The 17900-nt window shown below is 65.6% G+C and carries 20 protein-coding genes; 11 read left to right on the top strand and 9 right to left on the bottom strand.

Going from position 1 to position 17900, the window contains the following annotated elements; all coding sequences use genetic code 11:
• Positions 1-76: 76 nt before the first annotated feature.
• Positions 77-784, bottom strand: coding sequence for a hypothetical protein (locus WBR68_RS10525; protein ID WP_050445449.1), 708 nt, complete (start codon positions 782-784; stop codon positions 77-79).
• A gap of 16 nt (positions 785-800) precedes the next feature.
• On the bottom strand, positions 801-2528 hold the full coding sequence (locus tag WBR68_RS10520; protein ID WP_230694128.1) for an alpha/beta hydrolase: 1728 nt from the start codon (positions 2526-2528) through the stop codon (positions 801-803).
• 218 nt (positions 2529-2746) lie between these two features.
• On the opposite strand from WBR68_RS10520, the gene WBR68_RS10515 reads away from it, so the two are divergent.
• The 4 genes from WBR68_RS10515 to WBR68_RS10500 all read left to right on the top strand — a co-directional run bounded on the left by WBR68_RS10515 (position 2747) and on the right by WBR68_RS10500 (position 5766).
• Positions 2747-3514, top strand: coding sequence for a class II aldolase/adducin family protein (locus tag WBR68_RS10515; RefSeq protein ID WP_230694127.1), 768 nt, complete (start codon positions 2747-2749; stop codon positions 3512-3514).
• 10 nt (positions 3515-3524) lie between these two features.
• Positions 3525-4106 (top strand): YceI family protein, encoded by a 582-nt coding sequence (locus WBR68_RS10510; RefSeq protein WP_230694126.1) that lies wholly within the window; start codon positions 3525-3527, stop codon positions 4104-4106.
• A 156-nt stretch (positions 4107-4262) separates the two neighbouring features.
• Positions 4263-4520 carry a helix-turn-helix domain-containing protein gene (locus WBR68_RS10505; protein ID WP_050445445.1) on the top strand — a complete coding sequence of 86 codons (258 nt, stop codon included), beginning with the start codon at positions 4263-4265 and terminating at the stop codon, positions 4518-4520.
• Positions 4513-5766 carry a type II toxin-antitoxin system HipA family toxin gene (locus WBR68_RS10500; protein WP_230694125.1) on the top strand — a complete coding sequence of 418 codons (1254 nt, stop codon included), beginning with the start codon at positions 4513-4515 and terminating at the stop codon, positions 5764-5766. Before WBR68_RS10505 ends, WBR68_RS10500 begins: the two co-directional genes overlap by 8 nt.
• A 41-nt stretch (positions 5767-5807) precedes the next feature.
• Here the strand turns inward: WBR68_RS10500 and WBR68_RS10495 are convergent, their stop codons facing one another.
• Entirely contained in the window at positions 5808-6254 is a 447-nt protein-coding gene (locus WBR68_RS10495) for an SRPBCC family protein (RefSeq protein ID WP_230694124.1), read from the bottom strand.
• A 141-nt stretch (positions 6255-6395) separates the two neighbouring features.
• A complete protein-coding gene (locus WBR68_RS10490) occupies positions 6396-6905 on the bottom strand; it encodes a DUF1993 domain-containing protein (protein WP_230694123.1) in 510 nt (169 codons plus the stop codon).
• Positions 6906-7112: 207 nt separating this feature from the next.
• Here WBR68_RS10490 and WBR68_RS10485 point away from each other — a divergent pair, with 207 nt between their 5' ends.
• From WBR68_RS10485 to WBR68_RS10475, 3 genes are all read left to right on the top strand, one after another.
• A complete protein-coding gene (locus WBR68_RS10485) occupies positions 7113-7991 on the top strand; it encodes an NAD(P)-dependent oxidoreductase (RefSeq protein ID WP_230694122.1) in 879 nt (292 codons plus the stop codon).
• A gap of 85 nt (positions 7992-8076) precedes the next feature.
• A complete protein-coding gene (locus WBR68_RS10480; RefSeq protein ID WP_230694121.1) occupies positions 8077-9045 on the top strand; it encodes a Bug family tripartite tricarboxylate transporter substrate binding protein in 969 nt (322 codons plus the stop codon).
• Positions 9046-9074: 29 nt separating this feature from the next.
• Entirely contained in the window at positions 9075-9743 is a 669-nt protein-coding gene (locus tag WBR68_RS10475) for an RraA family protein (RefSeq protein ID WP_127185635.1), read from the top strand.
• A gap of 40 nt (positions 9744-9783) precedes the next feature.
• Here the strand turns inward: WBR68_RS10475 and WBR68_RS10470 are convergent, their stop codons facing one another.
• The 5 genes from WBR68_RS10470 to WBR68_RS10450 are packed head-to-tail and all read right to left on the bottom strand — an operon-like array spanning position 9784 to position 12842.
• Positions 9784-10146: a hypothetical protein gene (locus WBR68_RS10470; RefSeq protein ID WP_230694120.1), complete on the bottom strand. Its 363-nt coding sequence runs from the start codon at positions 10144-10146 to the stop codon at positions 9784-9786.
• A gap of 27 nt (positions 10147-10173) precedes the next feature.
• Positions 10174-10830, bottom strand: a complete 657-nt coding sequence (locus WBR68_RS10465) for a GntR family transcriptional regulator (RefSeq protein WP_050445438.1) — start codon at positions 10828-10830, stop codon at positions 10174-10176.
• 41 nt (positions 10831-10871) lie between these two features.
• Positions 10872-11501, bottom strand: a complete 630-nt coding sequence (locus tag WBR68_RS10460; RefSeq protein ID WP_230694218.1) for a sensor histidine kinase — start codon at positions 11499-11501, stop codon at positions 10872-10874.
• Positions 11452-12177 carry a sensor histidine kinase N-terminal domain-containing protein gene (locus WBR68_RS10455; protein ID WP_230694119.1) on the bottom strand — a complete coding sequence of 242 codons (726 nt, stop codon included), beginning with the start codon at positions 12175-12177 and terminating at the stop codon, positions 11452-11454. Before WBR68_RS10455 ends, WBR68_RS10460 begins: the two co-directional genes overlap by 50 nt.
• On the bottom strand, positions 12174-12842 hold the full coding sequence (locus WBR68_RS10450; protein ID WP_050445436.1) for a response regulator transcription factor: 669 nt from the start codon (positions 12840-12842) through the stop codon (positions 12174-12176). The genes WBR68_RS10455 and WBR68_RS10450 overlap by 4 nt, the downstream gene beginning before the upstream one ends.
• 130 nt (positions 12843-12972) lie before the next feature.
• Between WBR68_RS10450 and WBR68_RS10445 the strand changes: the two genes are divergently transcribed.
• The 4 genes from WBR68_RS10445 to WBR68_RS10430 all read left to right on the top strand — a co-directional run bounded on the left by WBR68_RS10445 (position 12973) and on the right by WBR68_RS10430 (position 17838).
• Positions 12973-13737, top strand: coding sequence for a MipA/OmpV family protein (locus WBR68_RS10445; protein WP_050445563.1), 765 nt, complete (start codon positions 12973-12975; stop codon positions 13735-13737).
• A gap of 144 nt (positions 13738-13881) precedes the next feature.
• A complete protein-coding gene (locus WBR68_RS10440) occupies positions 13882-14874 on the top strand; it encodes a Dyp-type peroxidase (protein ID WP_050445435.1) in 993 nt (330 codons plus the stop codon).
• A gap of 136 nt (positions 14875-15010) precedes the next feature.
• A complete protein-coding gene (locus WBR68_RS10435; protein ID WP_230694118.1) occupies positions 15011-16882 on the top strand; it encodes a methyl-accepting chemotaxis protein in 1872 nt (623 codons plus the stop codon).
• Positions 16883-17046: 164 nt separating this feature from the next.
• Positions 17047-17838 (top strand): alpha/beta fold hydrolase, encoded by a 792-nt coding sequence (locus WBR68_RS10430; protein ID WP_230694117.1) that lies wholly within the window; start codon positions 17047-17049, stop codon positions 17836-17838.
• Positions 17839-17900 lie beyond the last annotated feature (62 nt).

Genomic DNA, 17900 nt, shown 5'->3' with positions numbered 1-17900 from the left:
TGCCGGCACGCACATGCGTCACTGAATACAAGCCGCGGCAATGGCGCAAGCAGGGGCGCAAGCGGGGCCCGAACCCTTAGCCCAGCCACTGCCCGCAAGCCGGATCCAGTTCGGCGCGCGCGCCATTCACCCAGACCTGCTCGTCATCGCAACGCGCGGCGGCCTGCGGCGCGACATCAAAGCGTATACCCAGCGTTTGCGCCACGGCGGGGGTGTCGATCGGCAGCTCCCAGCTTAGGAACAATTGCGACAAGTCCTGGTCGGCCGGAAAGTCCGCTTCATCAAAGCGGCTCCCATTGCGCGGCACCACGGCGTGGGGCTGGCAGGTGTCGAAGACCAGCGCGGTGCCGCGCACCAGCGGGATGCGATGTCCCGTGCCCGGAAAATGCACGTCCAGCCCCTTGTCGTCGCTCAGGAACAGGTTGCAGAAAGCCGCGCCGCCATATTGCCCGCCGTCGTGGTGGTAGCGCGCGCCCCGGCAGGCCATCAAGGCCATGTCGCTGTGCGCCAGCACGTCTTGCCAGCCCAGCGCGCGCGTCCAGTCCCGCATGGCCTGGATGCAGCGGGCGGTCTCGGGCCATCGCGTTTGCGTGCGGGCCAGGGGCATCTGCTCGACGTCGCCCGCGTCCAGCATCAGCCGCGACGTGATCTCGCGTTGCCAATCGGCCACGAGCCGGGGCGGTGGGGCGGGCACATCCAGGGTGGCGGTCAGCACGCGTGTGCTGACGTCGCGGCTGCGCAGCATGTTGCCGCTGCGAAAGAATGACGTCAGCGCGTCTGGCATGTCGGGTCCACTGGCCTTATCCCCCGCGATTTTCGTATGCCGCTTGGCCGTCGTTGCGGTCGTCCATGGCGGCTTGGGCGCGCGCGATCAGGTGGCGCTTCAGGCTGGCCAGCGCGTCTGGCGTCCAGTCCGGCGCGCCCGTCACGGCCAGCCAGGCGTCCACATAGTGTTGCGGCGCGTAGACGTGGCCAAAGCCGATGGGCGTCTCGGTGCTGACGGACATGTCCAGCGCCAGTTGCAGCATGGTCACCACCGGCACCCAGCGCAGTTCGGGCGACACGTCGGGGCCGTAGGGCGGGTACATCCAGGCGGGGCGGCGGTACAGGTCGCGGAAGTCGAAGAAGGTGATGGCGTCGCTGGCGTATTGCAGGAACACGATGCGCATGGGGCCCCAAGGCGCGTCGGCCGGCACGGGCGAGCCGTGCTGGTTCATGAAGCGCACGAACGCGCCGTCACGAAATTCCGGCAGCCAGGCGGGCGACCCGGGGTTGCGGGCGTCGGTAATGGTGCGCCACACGCGGCTTTCAAAGGGCGGGCCGCTCCAGAGCGCGCCCTGGATCGGGTCGCCGATCATTTCGAAGAGCTCGGCCGACCGTGCGGAATTCATGGCGCCCAGGCTCAGGCCATGCAGGTACAGCTTGGGTCGGCTGGCCTTGGGCAGCGTCGTCCAGTAGCCGTAGACCTCGGCGAACAGCGCGCGCGCCGCTTCCGAGCCGTATTCGGGCTGGGCCAATAGCGACAGCGGGCTGGACAGGTAGGAATACTGCAAAGCCACGCTGGCCACGTCGCCATGCAGCAGGGTTTCCAGCGCGTCCATCGCAGCGGGGTCGATCCAGCCGGTGCCGGTGGGCGTCACCACCACCAAGGTAGACCGATTGAATGCACCCACCCGCTTCATTTCGGCCAGCGCCAGCTTGGCGCGGGCGGCGGGGGAGTCTGCCCCGGGCAGGCCCACGTAGACGCGAATCGGCTCCATGGCGTCGCGCCCCGTGATGGCGCGGATGTCGCTCGCGCTGGGACCCGACGCAATGAATTCCCGACCGGCCCGGCCCAGTTGTTGCCAACCGATCAGCGACTCGGGGCCGCCCGTCTTGCCCAGGGCGGTGGGTTGCGGGCGATCGGGTTCCAGCAGCGCGTCAAACTCACGAAACGAGGCGTCCAGCACATGCAGCGCCGCGCGAAAGAGCACGTTGTTGGCCAGCGACCAGAAGATCACGATGGCAATGACCGCACCCGCCACGTTGGCCACGCGCCGGGGCACCACGCGACGCACCTGCGCGGCCAGCGCGCTCGTCACCAGCTTGAACAGCCGGCCCAGCGCCAGCAGCACGGCAAAGGTCAGCAAGGCGGTCGCGCTGACCTTGAAGGGATGCGCGCTGGTCACGGGCGCCATGTCCATCAGCGCGCGGATCGTGTTCTGCCAATGGGCCGCGCGCCACAGAAACAACACCAGCACGGCCAGGCAGGCCAGGGTGATCGTCGCGTTGACGATGCGCGCCGCGCGGCCCCGGGGTTCGGGCAGTTCCATATACGCCCACAGCCAATGCCACAACACGCCCAGCCCGTAACCCACCGCAAGGCAGGCGCCCGCCAGCACGCCCTGCGTGAGGTGGGTGCGGGGAACCAGCGTGGGGGTGAGCGAGGCCGCGAAGAACAGGGTGCCCAGCAGCAAACCCACGCCAGACAGCGATTCCAGGTGCGACTGGAAAAAAGCCGACAGGCGGCGGTGGGGGCCTTGTGGCATGGCGGGTCTCCGGGCGAGGGGGCGGCCTTTATTATGCAAGCGAAAAGCCCGGCGGCAGAGCGGATGGAGGGCGCGGGCCAGGAAAATTGTTTGCATCAGACGGACGACGCCGCATGGCCCCTATGCCGAACCGGTCCAAAACTAATACAGTATTCAGCGGACCCGTGGCGGCATCGCCACCAAGATTCAAGACACTCAAAACGAAAACTGGAGATGGGATGGATACGGTAAGCAAGCAAGGCAACAGCGTGCGCGAACAGGTCAGCGCAACGGAATGGCAGGTGCGTACCGACCTGGCGGCCTTGTATCGGCTGGTGGCGCTATTCGGGTGGGACGACCTGATCTTCACGCACATCACCGCCAAGGTGCCCGGCACCGAGCATTTCCTGATCAACCCCTACGGCATGATGTTCGACGAGATCACCGCGTCCAGCCTGGTCAAGATCGACCTGCACGGCAACAAGGTGATGGATTCGGAATACGACATCAACCCCGCCGGCTTCACCATCCATAGCTGTATCCATGCGGCCCGCAAGGACGCGATGTGTGTTTTGCACACGCATTCCATCAACGGCGTGGCCGTGTCCGCGCAGAAGGCGGGCTTGCTGCCCTTGTCGCAGTTCGCCTTCATTGCGCTGCGTTCGCTTAGCTACCACGACTACGAAGGCCTGGCGCTGAACCCCGAAGAGCAACCGCGCCTGGTGCACGACCTGGGCAGCAACAACTACCTGATCCTGCGCAATCACGGCCTGTTGACCGTGGGCCAGACCATGGCCGAAGCGTTCCAGGCCATGCACCGCCTGGAAGCCGCCTGCATGGCGCAGGTGCGGGCGCAGGCCGGGGGCGGCGAATTGGTCTTCATTCCGCCCGAGGTATTGGCGCGCGCCGCCGTCGAATCCCCCGCCGACCGCGCATACAAGGCGTCGCTGGCCTGGCCGGGCCTGCTGCGCCGCCTGGATCGCCGCAACCCCGGCTACGCCGAATAGGAGAACCTTGATGAAGCTGATCCCGACCCTGCTGGGCGCAAGCGCGCTGGCCCTGTCGCTGTCCGCCGCCGCCGCGCCGGTCACCTACGACATCGACCCCTCGCACACCTATCCCAGCTTCGAAGCCGATCACTTCGGCGGCCTGTCCACGTGGCGCGGCAAGTTCAACAAATCGCAGGGCGTGGTGGTGCTGGACCGCCAGGCCCGCACCGGCACCGTTGAAGTCACCGTGGACATCAATTCGGTGGACTTCGGCCACGATGAAATGAACAAGCACGCGGTCGCGCCCGACATCTTCGACGCCGCTCGCTACCCCACCGCCACGTTCAAGGGCACCTTCACCAAGTTCGACGGCGACCGCCCCGAGGAAGCCACCGGTGACCTGACCCTGCGCGGCGTCACGCGCCGGGTGAAGCTGGACATCGACGACTTCAAGTGCATCGACCACCCCATGGAAAAGCGCGAGGTCTGCGGCGCGGACGTGTCCACGGAATTCAGCCGGAAGGACTTTGGCCTGGACTTCGGGCTGGACATGGGCTTCAAGCCGGAAGTGGAACTGAAGATCCAGGTTGAGGCGGGGCGGCGGAAATAGGGGCGGGTAGTCAACCCTCAGAGCAGGTGGATTTGTACGAAATAGCCGACATTTGATTAAAAGAAATAAAAAAAGTCTGTTTTATCGTACATTTTTACCCTCGCTAGATGTACGGTATAGCCATCATCCGGCCGCTACGGCCCAGGAATGCCGCTTATGCCGTACTTTTCCACCGCCGTTTTCCCCGCGCAGTTCGGCGCGAATTTTCAGCGTGAACGCAAGCAGCGCAAGCTCAGCCAGGCTGCGCTGGCCGAGCGCGCGGGTGTGCCGCGCCAACTCATCATTCAGATCGAGAAAGGCGAAAACGTCGGCCTGCATGCCATCATGCGAGCGCTTGCCGCCTTGAACATGGGGCTACGCATCGACACCGCGGGCATCAACTACGATGACGTGGAGCGCCTGGACGATGAGTAAGGCCGACAAGATCAAGCGTTTGGAGATCAGCACCCCGCAAGGCGAGTCGGGCTTGTTGGAAAAAGAATCCAGGTTTGTCTTCAACTACACCCACCCCGAGCAGGACCGCGAGGTGTCGTTGATCATGCCGCATCGCGCCGAAAGCTATGCCGACACCGCATTGCCGCCCATTTTTGCGATGAACCGCCCCGAGGGCTATCTGTACGAAAAGCTCTGGGAGCGCTTTGGCAAAGCGGTGGCGCTGGACGATATGCGTCTTCTGGCGTTGACGGGCAGCAACCAGATCGGCCGATTGCGATACCGCGAACCCGGGCGCGAGATGCCGCCGCTGCGCCCCGAGGTCGGGTTGTCGACGCTATTGGCCAGCGGGGCCAGCGTTGAACTTTTCGACCATTTGGTCAGTGCTTATCTCACGTCCGGAATCTCCGGTTTCCAGCCCAAGGTCCTGATGCCGGACGCGGAGGGCGTGGCGGGACAGGCCATCGTCGACAAGTCGACCCCATTCACGCCTGATCTCATCGTGAAAGCCGCCGGCGAGCACTATGCCTTTCTGGCGCAGAACGAGTTCCTGTGCATGAGCGCCGCGAAAAAAGCGGGCATCCGGGTGCCGGACTTCTGGCTGTCGAATGATGGATCGCTATTCGTGATGCGCCGCTTTGATCTGGATGGCGGCCAGCAACTGGGGTTTGAAGACATGGCGGTGCTGTTGCGCAAGACCGCCCGCGAAAAGTACCTGAGCTCTTACGAGACGATTGCGCAACTGATCGGCCTGTTGTGCGGCGCGAACCGCAATGAGAGCCTTGCCCGCTTTTTCGACTACGTGACGCTATCGGTCCTGGTGCGCAACGGCGATGCACATCTGAAGAATTTCGGCCTGCTGTATCGCCACCCGGGCGCTGCGCCCGCCGCCTTGGCGCCGTTGTTCGACGTCGTGACCACAAGCGTGTACGACTTTGAAGATCCGCAATCCGGGCGCATTCTGTCGGATCGCACCCTGGCGCTGAAGCTGAACAAGAAAAGGGAGTATCCGACCCGTAAGGCGCTGCTGCAGTTTGGCCGCACGGTGTGCGGCGTCGCGCAGCCGGAAGCCGTCATTGACCGCATCGCCACCGCCATGCAAGAGGTGCTGCACGACGAAAAACATCGTGTCGACGGCGACTTCCTGGGTCGGATGCGCAAAGAGTGGGAAGGGGGCTGCGATGCGGTACGGCCGGCCATGGTGTTCCAGGGCGGCCGCGGGTCGTAGCGCTTTGCGGTTCCCCTTCCGGGGTCTTGGGGCCTCGGGCCTTACTCCGACACGTCCGGTTCCACCAGCGTCGCCAACTGCATCAGCGATTCCTGCCAGCCCAGGTAGCACATCTCGGTGGGAATGGCGGCGGGGATGCCGCTTTGCTCGATGGCGATTTCGGTACCGCAACTGAGCTTGCGCAAGGTCACCGTGGTGATCATCTCGCCCGGCATGTTGGGGTCGTCGAAGCGGTCGGAATAGCGCAGCTTTTCCGAGGGCACCAGTTCCAGGTATTCGCCGCCGAAGGCGTGGATCTGGTTCGACCCGAAATTGCGGAACGACATCCTGTAGATGCCCCCAACCTTGGCGTCCAGTTGATGGACCTGGCAGACAAAGCCGTAGGGGGGCAGCCATTTGGCGACGGCGTCGGCCTCGAGAAAGGCGCGGTAGACGCGGTCGGGGGTGGCGCGCAGGACGCGGTGGAAAGTCACGGTGCCGGTAGTCATGGTGTGTCCGCCTTGAAAAGTGAGTGGGTCGTATGGCTACGACGAACAGACGACACCAGAATCGACACCGATTCGATCAGGGAAAACCCTGAATCATTCAGCGGCCGCCCCGCCTGATGCGCGGGAGGCCGCCACGCCAACTTAGTACGTACCCATGTAGTCGCGCTTGCCCACTTCGATGCCGTTGTGGCGCAGGATCGCGTAGGACGTGGTGACGTGGAAGAAGAACTGCGGCAGGCCGTAGTGCAGCAGATAGGCGCTGCCCGACAGCTTCTTTTCCTTGGGCGTGCCCGGGCGCAGCACGATTTCCAGCGAGGCGCTTTTCTCGAACTGTTCCGGCATGAACGCGCCCACGTGCGCCAGCGTCTTGGCGATCAAGGCTTGCAGATCGGCAAACGTGGCCTCGCCTTCGGGCCAGGACGGCACGTCGGTGCTGGTCAGGCGCGACGTGATGCCACGGGCGAAGTCGGTGGCGATCTGCACCTGGCGCGACAGCGGGAACATGTCCGGGTACAGGCGCGCGCCCAGGTAGGCGGCCGCGTCGATGTTCTTGGCGGTGGCGTGCGCTTCGGCCTTCTTCAGCACGTCGGACAAGGCGGACAGCATCTGCTTGATGACGGGAACGGAGGCGTCGTACAGGGGGTAGGTCATGGAGGACTCGCTTGGGAATAAGGGTAGGCGGGCGCGGCGGCGGGGCCACGCGGCTGGGGCAAGACTACCAGCAATTGCCTACCGCCGTGCTGATGCCTGTTTTGTACTTTTAATGTACTTTCATTGTTCAAAACCACGGGTTTACACGGGTATATTCCGGCCTTTTCCGTGCGTTATAACGCCGTATGTATTTTTAATGTACTTACGATGATGAAAATCGCATTGATCGGTTGTGGGGAAGTGGGCAGTTGCTATGCCGAGGCCTGGGTGGCGGGTGGCCACCGGATCGTGGGCATCTGCGAACTGCGGCAAGACGCCCCGATGCAGGCGCGCGCGCAGTCGTTCGGCAGCGCCTTGTACGCCGAACCGGGCCCCTGGCTGCAAGAGGCGGACATCGTGGTCTCGGCCGTGTTCGGGCACGCCGCGCTTGCCGTCGCCCGGCAGGCCTTGCCGCATCTGCGCCAGGACGCGGCCTATGCCGACTTCACCACGGCCAGCGCAGCGGACATGCGCGCGGCGGCCAGCGTTGCCGCGTCGACCGGTATTCCCTACACCGACGTTGCCATCATGGGCGCCATCGCGCTGTTGGGCGCGCGCACGCCGCTGCTTTGCGCCGGAACGGGGGCGGAAGCGGTCGTGGCGTTCACTGCCGGCTGCGGCGCGCCAGCCCAGGCCATCGCCGGGCAGGCGGGCGATGCGGTTCGCCTGAAGCTGTTGCGCAGCATCATGACCAAGGGCATGGAAAGCCTGGCCGTCGAATGCATGGTGGCCGCTGAAAGCATGGGCCTGCGCGCGTCTTTGTACGAGGTGCTGTCGGACATCGACCGCACGCCGCTCACCACCTTCGTGGATTCCTTCGTGCGCTCGCATGTGCTGCATGCGCCGCGTCGTCTGGCCGAAGTGCGCGAAGCCCGCGAACAACTGGTGCAAGCCGGCTTGCAGCCCTTGGTGCTGGATGGCGTGGAGCGTCTCTTCGCGCGCACCACCCAGGGCATCGAAGCGGCGCGCGAGGCCGGCTCGTTCAACGTGCCGGATTCGGTTGAAGCGCGCCTGGCCTGGCTGACGCCGCTTGCGCGGACGTCCTGACCAGAGCTTTTAAGTATTCAAGATCCCAGGACCGGCCCCAAAGAGGGCCGCCCGAACCATCCCAAACAAAATAGTGAGGAAGACAATGACATCCCTGAAAAAACTGCTGGTCGCGACCACGCTGCTCGTTTCGACGGCCGCGGCCGGCGCGGCCGATATGGGCTCGGCCCCGATCACGCTGATCTCGCCCTTTCCGCCCGGCGGCGGCACCGACACGCTGACCCGCATGATCGGCACCGCCATCGCAGAGGACACCGGCTGGAACATCGTGGTGGAAAACAAGCCGGGCGCGGGCGGCAACCTGGCGCTGGACGCCACCGCGCGCGCCAAGCCGGACGGCCACACGCTGGTCATGGCGCAGACGGACAACATCGTGCTGAACCCGTGGCTCTACAACAAGCTCAGCTACGACACCTTCAAGGACTTCAAACCGGTCGGCCTGGTGGCGTCGTCACCCAGCGTATTCGTGGTGGTGCCCGATTCGCCCTACAAGACCCTGGACGACGTGGTGAAGGCCGCCAAGGCGCGCCCCGGCCAAGTGTCGTTGGGCATTCCCGGTATCGGCGGCAGCGGCGACCTGATCGGCCATCTGTGGCGCAAGGCGGCCGGCATGGAACTGATGCACGTGCCGTATCGCGGCTGGTCGCAGGCGTTTCCCGATCTGGCCAGCGGCCGCATCGACCTCTACACGGGTTCCGTCGCATCGTTGTTGCCGCAGATCCGTGGCGGCAAGGTGCGCGCGCTGGCCGTGGTGGCGGACGCCCGCTCGCCCGCCTTGCCCGATGTGCCCACCTTCGCTGAAAGCGGCTTCAAGTCCATCAACCAGACCATCTGGTGGGGGCTGATGGCGCCGGGCAAGACGCCCGACGACGTGGTGGCCACGCTGAACAAGGCGCTGAACGCATCGCAGGCCAAGCCGGAACTGGTGAAGAAGCTGGAAGCCGCCGGCTACAGCGTCATGGCGGGCACCCCTGCCGACCTGGCCAAGCGCCACCGCACCGACCACGACATCTTCGGCAAGGTCGTGCAGGAAGCCGGCATTCCCAAGCAATAAGCCCACATCGACAGCACCTGGAGCACCCCATGATCGGCTTTGACATCCACCCGCGCGCGCGTGCGGTCAGCAGTGATGTGGTTGAAAAATTCCGCCCCATTCCCGTGGCGAACATCAGTGATTGCATGTGGCGCATGACGGCGGGCGGGGCGCGCCTGCGCCCCATGCACGACGGCAGTTCGCTGGCCGGCCCCGCGCTGACGGTGCGCACGCGCCCCGGCGACAACCTGCTGGTGCACAAGGCGCTGGAACTGGCCCAGCCGGGTGACGTGGTGGTGGTGGACGCAGGGGGCGACCTCACCAACGCCATCATCGGTGAAATCATGACGACCTACGCGCAAACGCGCGGTCTGGCCGGCATTGTGATCAACGGCGCCATCCGCGATTGCGGCGCCATCCGTCGGGGTTCGTTTCCGGTGTATGCGGCCGGCATCACGCATCGCGGCCCCTACAAGGACGGCCCGGGCGAGATCAATACGGTGATTGCGCTGGACGGCATGACGATCACGCCGGGCGACCTGATCCTGGGCGATGAAGACGGCCTGCTGTGCGTGCCGTATGAGCAGGTGGACGCGATCTATGCAGCGGCCACGGCCAAGATGGAAGTCGAAGCACGGATGATGGCGCAGATTGCCGCCGGCACGCTGGACACCTCGTGGATTGACGCGCGGATGCAGGCGCAGGGCTGGAAGCCGTAAGCGCTGGGCCCTGATCAATAAGCGGGTGAAGGCCTGGGCTTCAGTCCCGCTTCAGCCCCAGGCGGCGCAGCAGCCGGTCCAGCACTGCGCCGCCGTAGGCCCACGACAGCACCGCCAGCACCAGCATCGCCACGGTGAAGTAGGCGCGCGCGGCCAGCGGCACCGGGTTGTGTTCGGCAATGCTGCGCAGCGGCTCAAGCGCCGTGAAATCGCTGGCGGCCAGCGTGCTGAACAGCAGCGCCAGCACCGGCCCGGTGAAGCGCGGGGGCTCGCCGCGCGTGGCCGGGTCGCCTTGTGACGCCCATTGCGCCAGCCGGAACAACTGCACCACGATGGTCGCAAGCGGAATGGCCACGGCAAGCAGCAGCACGAACAGGGCAACAAGAATCTGGGGCGAATACATAGAAGACTTCAGGAAAAGGGGCCAACCCTACGTGTCCGCCGGCGGCTTGCGCTGGCTGCGAAACAGCAGGTGCGTGGCCGTCAGGTGAAACCGCATGGCGATCTCGGCGCAAGCCGCGTCCCGCGCGCGCAGGGCCGCGATGATCTGCCGGTGATGTTCCACGCTGCGCAGCATATCGTCATGTGTATAGAAATAGAACGAGCCGATGATGATCGGCATGTCCAGCAGGTTTTCCACCATGTTGCGCACCCGCGCGGATTGCGCCGCGTCAAGCAGGGCGTGGTGAAAGAGGTTATTGCAGTGCTGCACGCGCGCCACCTTGTCGGCGTCGTCCGACTGCACCGCGTCCAGCATGCGCTGGTTGATCTGTTCAAGCTGCTCGATCTGTTCGGGCGTGGCGCGTTCGGCGGCGGTGCGCGCCGCATAGGGCTCCAGCAGCAGGCGCAAGTCGAACGCCTCGTTGATGTCGCGGTCCACCCAGCCCAGCACCTCGGCGCCGCGCCGGCCTTCGCGCTTGACCAGGCCATCGGCCACCAGCCTTTCGATGGCGCTGCGCACCGGCGTGCGGCTGACGGCAAGCTCGGCCGCAATGTGTTCTTCGCGCAGCCGTTCACCGGGCAGGAACACGCCCGACATCAGCCGGCGGCGAAGTTCCGCATAGACAAGGTCGCGGGCGCTGGTCATGGTGGCGCAGGGTTCCTGGGGGGGCAGCGAAGAGTTCCAGACTATACCCGAAGGGCCGGCCGGATCCCGGTGAAATTGAGGGTGATTCCTATACCCCGGCCATCCAGTCCCGGCCCCCATTCCACTCGCGCGCCGTGGCACGCGGCAATCTGCGCCACCAGCGACAAACCGATGCCGCTGCCGCGCTCGATGGCGCCGGGCACGCGGTAGAAACGGTCGAACACACGCTCGCGCTCGCTGACGGCAATGCCGGGTCCGTTGTCCGCCACGCTTAGTTGCGCGCCGCCTTGCGGCAGTGGGCCGCAACTGACTTTCACGCAGCCGCCTTCCGGCGTGTAGCGCAAAGCGTTGTCCAGCAGGTTGCGCACCAGCACCCCCAACGCGTCGACATTGCCGGGAAGGGAGGTGGCGTGGGTGTCCAGGATGATGCGCTGCCGCTTGGTATTGGCCAGCACTTCGCTGTCGCGCGCAATCATTTGCACCAGGTGGTCCAGCGGCACGGGCTCGATCTCGCTTTCGTCCTGGGCCTGCATGCGCGCTTGTTCCAGCAACTGTTCGGCCAGGCGCGACGTGCGCAACGCCACGTCGCGCAGTTTTTCCACTGCCTGGTTGCGCGCCGTTTCAGTGTCGCTGCGCAAGGCCAGCTCGGCATAGGCGCTTAGCGCCGCCAGCGGCGTGCGCAGTTCGTGCGCCGCGTCGGCCAGAAAGCGCCGTTCCCGGTCCAGCGATGCCGACAGCCGTTCCAGCAAGCCGTTGATGGCGCCGATGAAAGGCCGCAGCTCGCCCGGGGTCCACGGGGCGGAAGGCGCGGCGTATCACCAGCCACGTCAAGCCCGTCAGCGCCAGGAAAAGCGCGGTGAAAAACCACAGGCCGCTCCACATGCGCGCCACGGTGTCGTCCTGCAATTGATCGACCGACTTGGCGAACTGCACCTGCACCAGCCCATCCGCATCCGACAAGGCATAGACGCGCCAGGGTTCGCCATGCACCATCACGTCCTGGAAGCTGTCTTCAAAGCTCTGCACCATGGGGGTATCGGGCGCGGTGGGCGAGCGCACGATAAGCCGCTTGTCGGCCAGCGACCAGACCTGAAAGTTGGAGGTTTCGCCGTCGAAGCTCGACGACGCGGGCAGGTCGAAACGGTCTTCTTCGTGCAAGGGCTCGGCTTGCAGCAGGCTGGTGGGCAGCGACAGCAGCACCTTTTGCGCGCCGTAGCGCACGCTTTGGTCCAACATGCCGGTTTCGGCGCGCGTCTGCTGCATATAGATCAGCAGGAACACAATCAGCCAGGTGGCCAGCATGGCCAGAAGCAGGGTGACCGCCAAGCGGCGGCGCAGCGTGATCATGGCGCGGCGCCCGCCACCATGCGATAGCCCAGCCCGTGCTGCGTTTCAATCAGCCCGTCGCCCAGCTTGCGCCGCAGTTGATGGATGTACACCGCCACGGTGTTGCTTTCGATGGTGCCGCTGCTGCCATAGACCGCCACTTCCAATTGGTCGCGGCTGACGGTGTGGCCCATGCGCTGCATCAGCGCCAGCAGCGTGTGGTACTCATGCGCGCTCAGGCTGACTTCCTGGCCGCCGCGCTTGACGACGCGGCCGGCCGGTTCCAGCACCACGTCGCGGCAACGCAGCGCGGACACCACGCTGTTGCTGCTGCGCCGAAGCACGGCGCGCAGGCGGGCCAGCAACTCATCCAGTTGAAACGGCTTGACCAGGTAATCGTCGGCGCCCGCGTCCAGCCCCTGGATGCGTTCGCTGAGTCGGTCGCGCGCGGTGATGATCAGTACGGGGGTGGTGTCGAACCGGCCGCGCAGCGTCTTCAGCAGCGTCAGCCCGCTGCCGGCGGGCAAGCCCAGGTCCAGCAGCACGGCTTGATAGCCGTGGTCCACCAGCGCCAGTTGCGCTTCAGGCATTGTGCGTGCCCAGTCCACATCGGCCCCATCTTCGGCCAGGCCCGCGCGCAAGGCATCGCCAAGCATGGGGTCGTCTTCGACAAGCAGGATACGCACGCACGCTCCAGAGCGCCGTCAGGCACGGCGCGGCGGGGTCTTAAAGAAATTTTAAAAGTTGATCAGGACAATGCAGGCCAATCCCGGGGCGCTTGCCCACGGCCAATGTCATGAACGAAAGGAAGCCCTGATGCGGATGGGTATAGTAGCAAGAGGCCTGATGGCCGGCGCGGTGCTTGGCGGCGCTGGCGCGGCGCAGGCGCAGGCCACGAACGGCATAGGATTAGGGGTCGGAGCCATTCCGGTCTATGAGGGGTCCAGCGAATATCGCGCGCTGCCCGTGCCGCTCATCAACTACCATTCCGGCAATTTCTTCATCACCCCCCGCATGGGCCTGCCCGCCATGGGTTTGAAGACGTCCTTGGCGCCCGACCTGGATGCGGGCGTGTTCGTGGGCTTGAGCCTGGGGCGCAAGGCCGACGACGCCGACCGCACCGAAGGCCTGGACGACATCAAGTTCCACGCGGCTTACGGGGCCTATGTGGAATGGCGGCCGGGCCGCTATTCGCTGGGCGCGGGCTACAAGCAGGCGGCGCGCAGCGGCTATGGCGGCACGCTGGAACTGCGCGCGTCCTACGCGGCGCTGAAGACCGAACAGAACACGGTGCAGGTGGGCGTCAGCACGGAATGGGCCAATCACGACGCCATGCAGACCTGGTTCGGCGTGACCTCATCGCAAGCCGCGCGCAGCCGCGAAGGCCTGTCGACGTACTCGCCGTCTTCCGGCTTCAAGTCGGCGGCCTTGTTCACGACCTGGTCGTATCGCATCAACCCAAGCTGGAGCACGGTGTCCACCCTGGGCGTCAACACCTTGCTGGGCGACGCGCGCGACAGCCCGCTGACCGAGCGCAAGACCAATGTGTTCGGCTCGGTGGGCGTGATGTACCGCTTCTGAACCCCGCGGCGAGGCGGGGGACAGCGGGGCGGGTAGCGGGGCGGGCAGCGACAAATCGTTCAATGGTGCGCTAAATCGTTCAAGAAGGCGCCAGGGCCGCCGGATACAATTTCGGCGGTGTCCCCTCGCCCATTGAGCCTTCCCATGCCCGACTTCCCGCCTGAACCCCAAGCCGTCCACAGCCCCACCACGCGCCACGCCATCTTCATCGTGGCCACGCTCAACCCCGGCGCCGACGCCGCCGCCACCGTGCGCGGCTGGTGCGAAGACGTGGCGGCCCGCGTGCGTACCGTGAACACGCGTTCGCCCTTGGAAAACCTGTCCTGTGTGTGCGCGTTCGGCGCCAACGCCTGGGACGCCTTGTTCGGCCAGCCACGCCCGGCCAACCTGCACCCGTTTCGCGTCTTCGGCGACGGCGAACGCGTGGCCGTGTCGACCCCGGGCGACATCCTGCTGCACATCCGCGCCGATTCCATGGACCTGTGCTTTGAAGTGGCGACCTTGTTGATGGACGGCCTGGGCGATGCGGTGACCGTGGTGGACGAAGTGCACGGTTTCCGCTACTTCGACCGCCGCGCCATCATCGGCTTTGTCGACGGCACCGAAAACCCCGAGGGGCGCGAAGCCGTGCATTTCACCGTCATCGGCGATGAAGACGCCGAGTTCGCGGGCGGCAGCTACGTGCTGGTGCAGAAGTACCTGCACGACATGGCCGCGTGGAATGCGCTGACCGTGGAAAGCCAGGAAGGCGTCATCGGGCGGCACAAGCTGTCCAACGTGGAACTGGACGACGACATCAAGCCGGCGTCGTCCCACAGCGCCTTGACCACGCTGGAAGAGAACGGCCAGGAAATCAAGATCCTGCGCGACAACATGCCATTCGGCCGCGCGGGCATGGGCGAATTCGGCACGTATTTCATTGGCTACGCGCGTTCACCCGCACCCATCGAGCAGATGCTGGAAAACATGTTCGTGGGCCGTCCGGCGGGTAACTACGACCGCTTGCTGGACTACAGCCGCGCCGTGACGGGTGGGCTGTTCTTCGTGCCGTCGGCGGATCTGCTGGAAGAACTGGCGTCGCGCCCCGCCGTGGCGGTCGTGGCCCAGGACGACGCGGCGCCCGCCATCCACGACTAAATACCGATTGCGCCGCGTCTGGCTAAAGGTTCCGCCGCCTTTGCCGTAAGCCCAACGTGGCTGTCGGTTTCGTGTATTGCCTGGCGGCCGCATCCCTGTGCCGTCCGGCATGGGTCGTGGCAGTCAGAAGGCAAGAATGAAAATCACCTCGTTGCGCAACCGCATTTTATTGATCACCTGCTTTACCGTCGTCGGGGCACTGGTGCTGTCGGGTATCACCACCTACCAGATCGTGCGCAGCAACATAATGGCGACCATCTCGGGCAACCTGGACGCCATCGCGTCGGGCAATGCCAGCGCCATCGAGCGCTGGTCGCACGACAAGGCCCAGGCCGTGACCGCCACCGCCGCCGTTGTCGAAAAAGGCGACCCGCGTGGCCTGACCAAGCTGATGGGCGAGACCAACGGCTTTCCCGTTTCGACCATCGGCTGGTCGGACAAGACCTTTTTTTCAACCACGCAGACCGCCGCTGGTTACGACCCCACCGCGCGGCCCTGGTACAAGAGCGCGGTGGCGGCGGGCAAGCTCACCGTCACCAAGCCGTATGGCGATTCGAGCACCGGCAAGCTCTACGTGGCCTTCACCGCCCCGATGATCCGTGGCGGGCAGACCACGGGCGTGCTGAGCGGCGCCGTGCCGCTGGACGGCATCCAGAGCATCATCCGCGCCATCCGCCCCACGCCGTCCAGCCTGGCGTTCGTGGTGGCGGCCGACGGCCAGGTCATCTCGCACGTGAACGACAAGCTGGCGTTGAAGCCGTCCACCGACGTGGCCCCGGCATTGACCGCCGCCGCGCTGACTGCCATGGCGCGCGACGGCGCCGAACCCATCACCGTCAGCCTGGACGGCGAGCCCAAGCTGATCAAGGCGCGCCACATTCCCGGCACCGACTGGTCGCTGGTGATTGCGCTGGACCAAGCCGAAGCCACGGCCGGCCTGACGCAAGTGCTGAACGCCACGCTGATTTCGCTGGTGGTGCTGACCCTGGTGGCCGTGGGCATCGCCAGCGTGGTGACGTCGCGCGCCTTCAAGCGCCTGTCGGCCGTGCGCGACGCCATGGACACCATCGGCTCGGGCGACGGCGACATGACGCACCGCCTGGCCGTGGTGGGCCACGACGAAGTGGCGCAGATTTCGGCGTCGTTCAACGCCTTTGTCGACAAAATCAGCAAGGTGATGCTGGACGTGCGCGCGGGCGTGCATTCGATGTCGGCCGCCACGCGCGAGATCGACATGGGCAACCGCGACCTGTCCCAGCGCACGGAGACGTCGGCCGGTTCCTTGCAGGAAACCTCGTCGGCGCTGACGCAGATGACCTCCAGCGTGCGCCAGACAGAAGAAGCCGCCGAGCACGCCAAGCGCCTGGCCACGGAAGCCAGCGTGGCCGCCGAGCGCGGTGGCAAGGTGGTGACGGACGCGGTGACCACGATGAGCGCGATATCGCAGTCGTCGCAGCGCATTACCGAGATCATCAGCGTGATCGACAGCATCGCTTTCCAGACCAACATCCTGGCGCTCAACGCCGCCGTGGAAGCCGCGCGCGCCGGCGAACAGGGCCGAGGTTTTGCGGTGGTGGCGGGCGAAGTGCGCACGCTGGCGCAACGCAGCGCCGCATCCGCGCAAGAGATCCGCACGTTGATCCAGGCCTCGGTGGAAAACGTGAAGAGCGGCACCGAGCGGGTGCAGGCGGCGGGATCGACCATGAGCGAAATCGTGGACGGCATCGCCCGCGTGCAGCGTCTGGTCAATGAAATCCACGGCGCGATGACCGAGCAAAGCGTGGGCATCAGCCAGATCGACCGCAGCGTGGCCGACATGGACCAGGCCACGCAGCAGAACGCGGCCCTGGTGGAGGAATCCGCCGCGGCCTCGGCCATGCTGAGCGACCAGGCGCGCGTGCTGGCGGATACGGTGGGGCTGTTCAAGCTGCGTGGCGATGTGCAGGGACAGGGGCAGGGCAATCAAAACATGGGGAATCAAAGGCTGGCGTTGGGGCACGCGGCATAAGGGCAATACGCCAGCGCAATCCCCCCAGAGCGTCGGCCGGAGCACCCCCCAGATCCGCCTTCTAAAGTAGCCCCGGGGCCGGCTCGGCCCACCCCGGGGAGTTGCCCGGCGGCGCGCTAGGCAGCAGAATCCGTCTACCGAGATCGAACCAAGGATGGATGAAGATGGCCGACGCCGCCGCCGCAACGCCCCAGGACGCAATGATTCCCTCCCGCCACGGCCGTATCCACGCCCGCCGTTGGCCGGGCGCGGACACACCCATCGTGCTCTTGCATGATTCCCTGGGCAGCGTCGGCCTGTGGCGCGACTTCCCGGCCCATCTGGCCCAGGCCGCGGGCCGCGCCGTCATCGCCTACGACCGCCTGGGTTTCGGCCAGTCGGACCCGCACCCCGGCACGCTGCGCGCCGACTTTGTCTACGCCGAGGCCGAGGACGCCTTTGCCGCGCTGGCCGACCACTTTCAACTGTCGCGCTTCATCGCCTTCGGCCATAGCGTGGGCGGCGGGATGGCGGTGGCGATTGCCGCGGCGTTCCCGCAACGCTGCGTGGGCGTCATTACCGAATCCGCTCAGGAATTCGTGGAAGACCGCACCCTGGCCGGCATCCGCGAAGCCGGTGAACAGTTCCAGGACCCCGCCCAACTGGAACGCCTGAAGCGCTATCACGGCGACAAGGCGCAGTGGGTGCTGGATGCCTGGGTAAACACCTGGCAGTCGGCTGAATTCGCCGACTGGAACCTGGACGCGACCCTGCCGCGCGTGAGCCAGCCGCTACTGGCCATTCACGGCGAAAACGACGAGTACGGCTCCATGCGTCATCCTGAAAAGCTCACGGCGCTGGCGGCCGGGCCGGCGCGGATGCTGCCGCTGGCGGGCTGCGGCCATGTACCGCACCGCGAAACCGAGCCGGTGGTGCTGGAGGCGGTGCGTGAGTTTTTGGCGCGCCACGAGGTTTGACGCCGGGCCGCATCGGATGCGCGGGCAATGCGCGGGCGTGGTTAATTTTTGTTCGGGCCTGC

Source organism: Achromobacter sp. JD-1, assembly GCF_038594925.1.
In the GTDB taxonomy this organism is placed as follows: domain Bacteria; phylum Pseudomonadota; class Gammaproteobacteria; order Burkholderiales; family Burkholderiaceae_B; genus Achromobacter; species Achromobacter spanius_C.
Note: the sequence above shows the minus strand (reverse complement) of the source record. Positions and strands in the feature narration are given on the sequence as shown.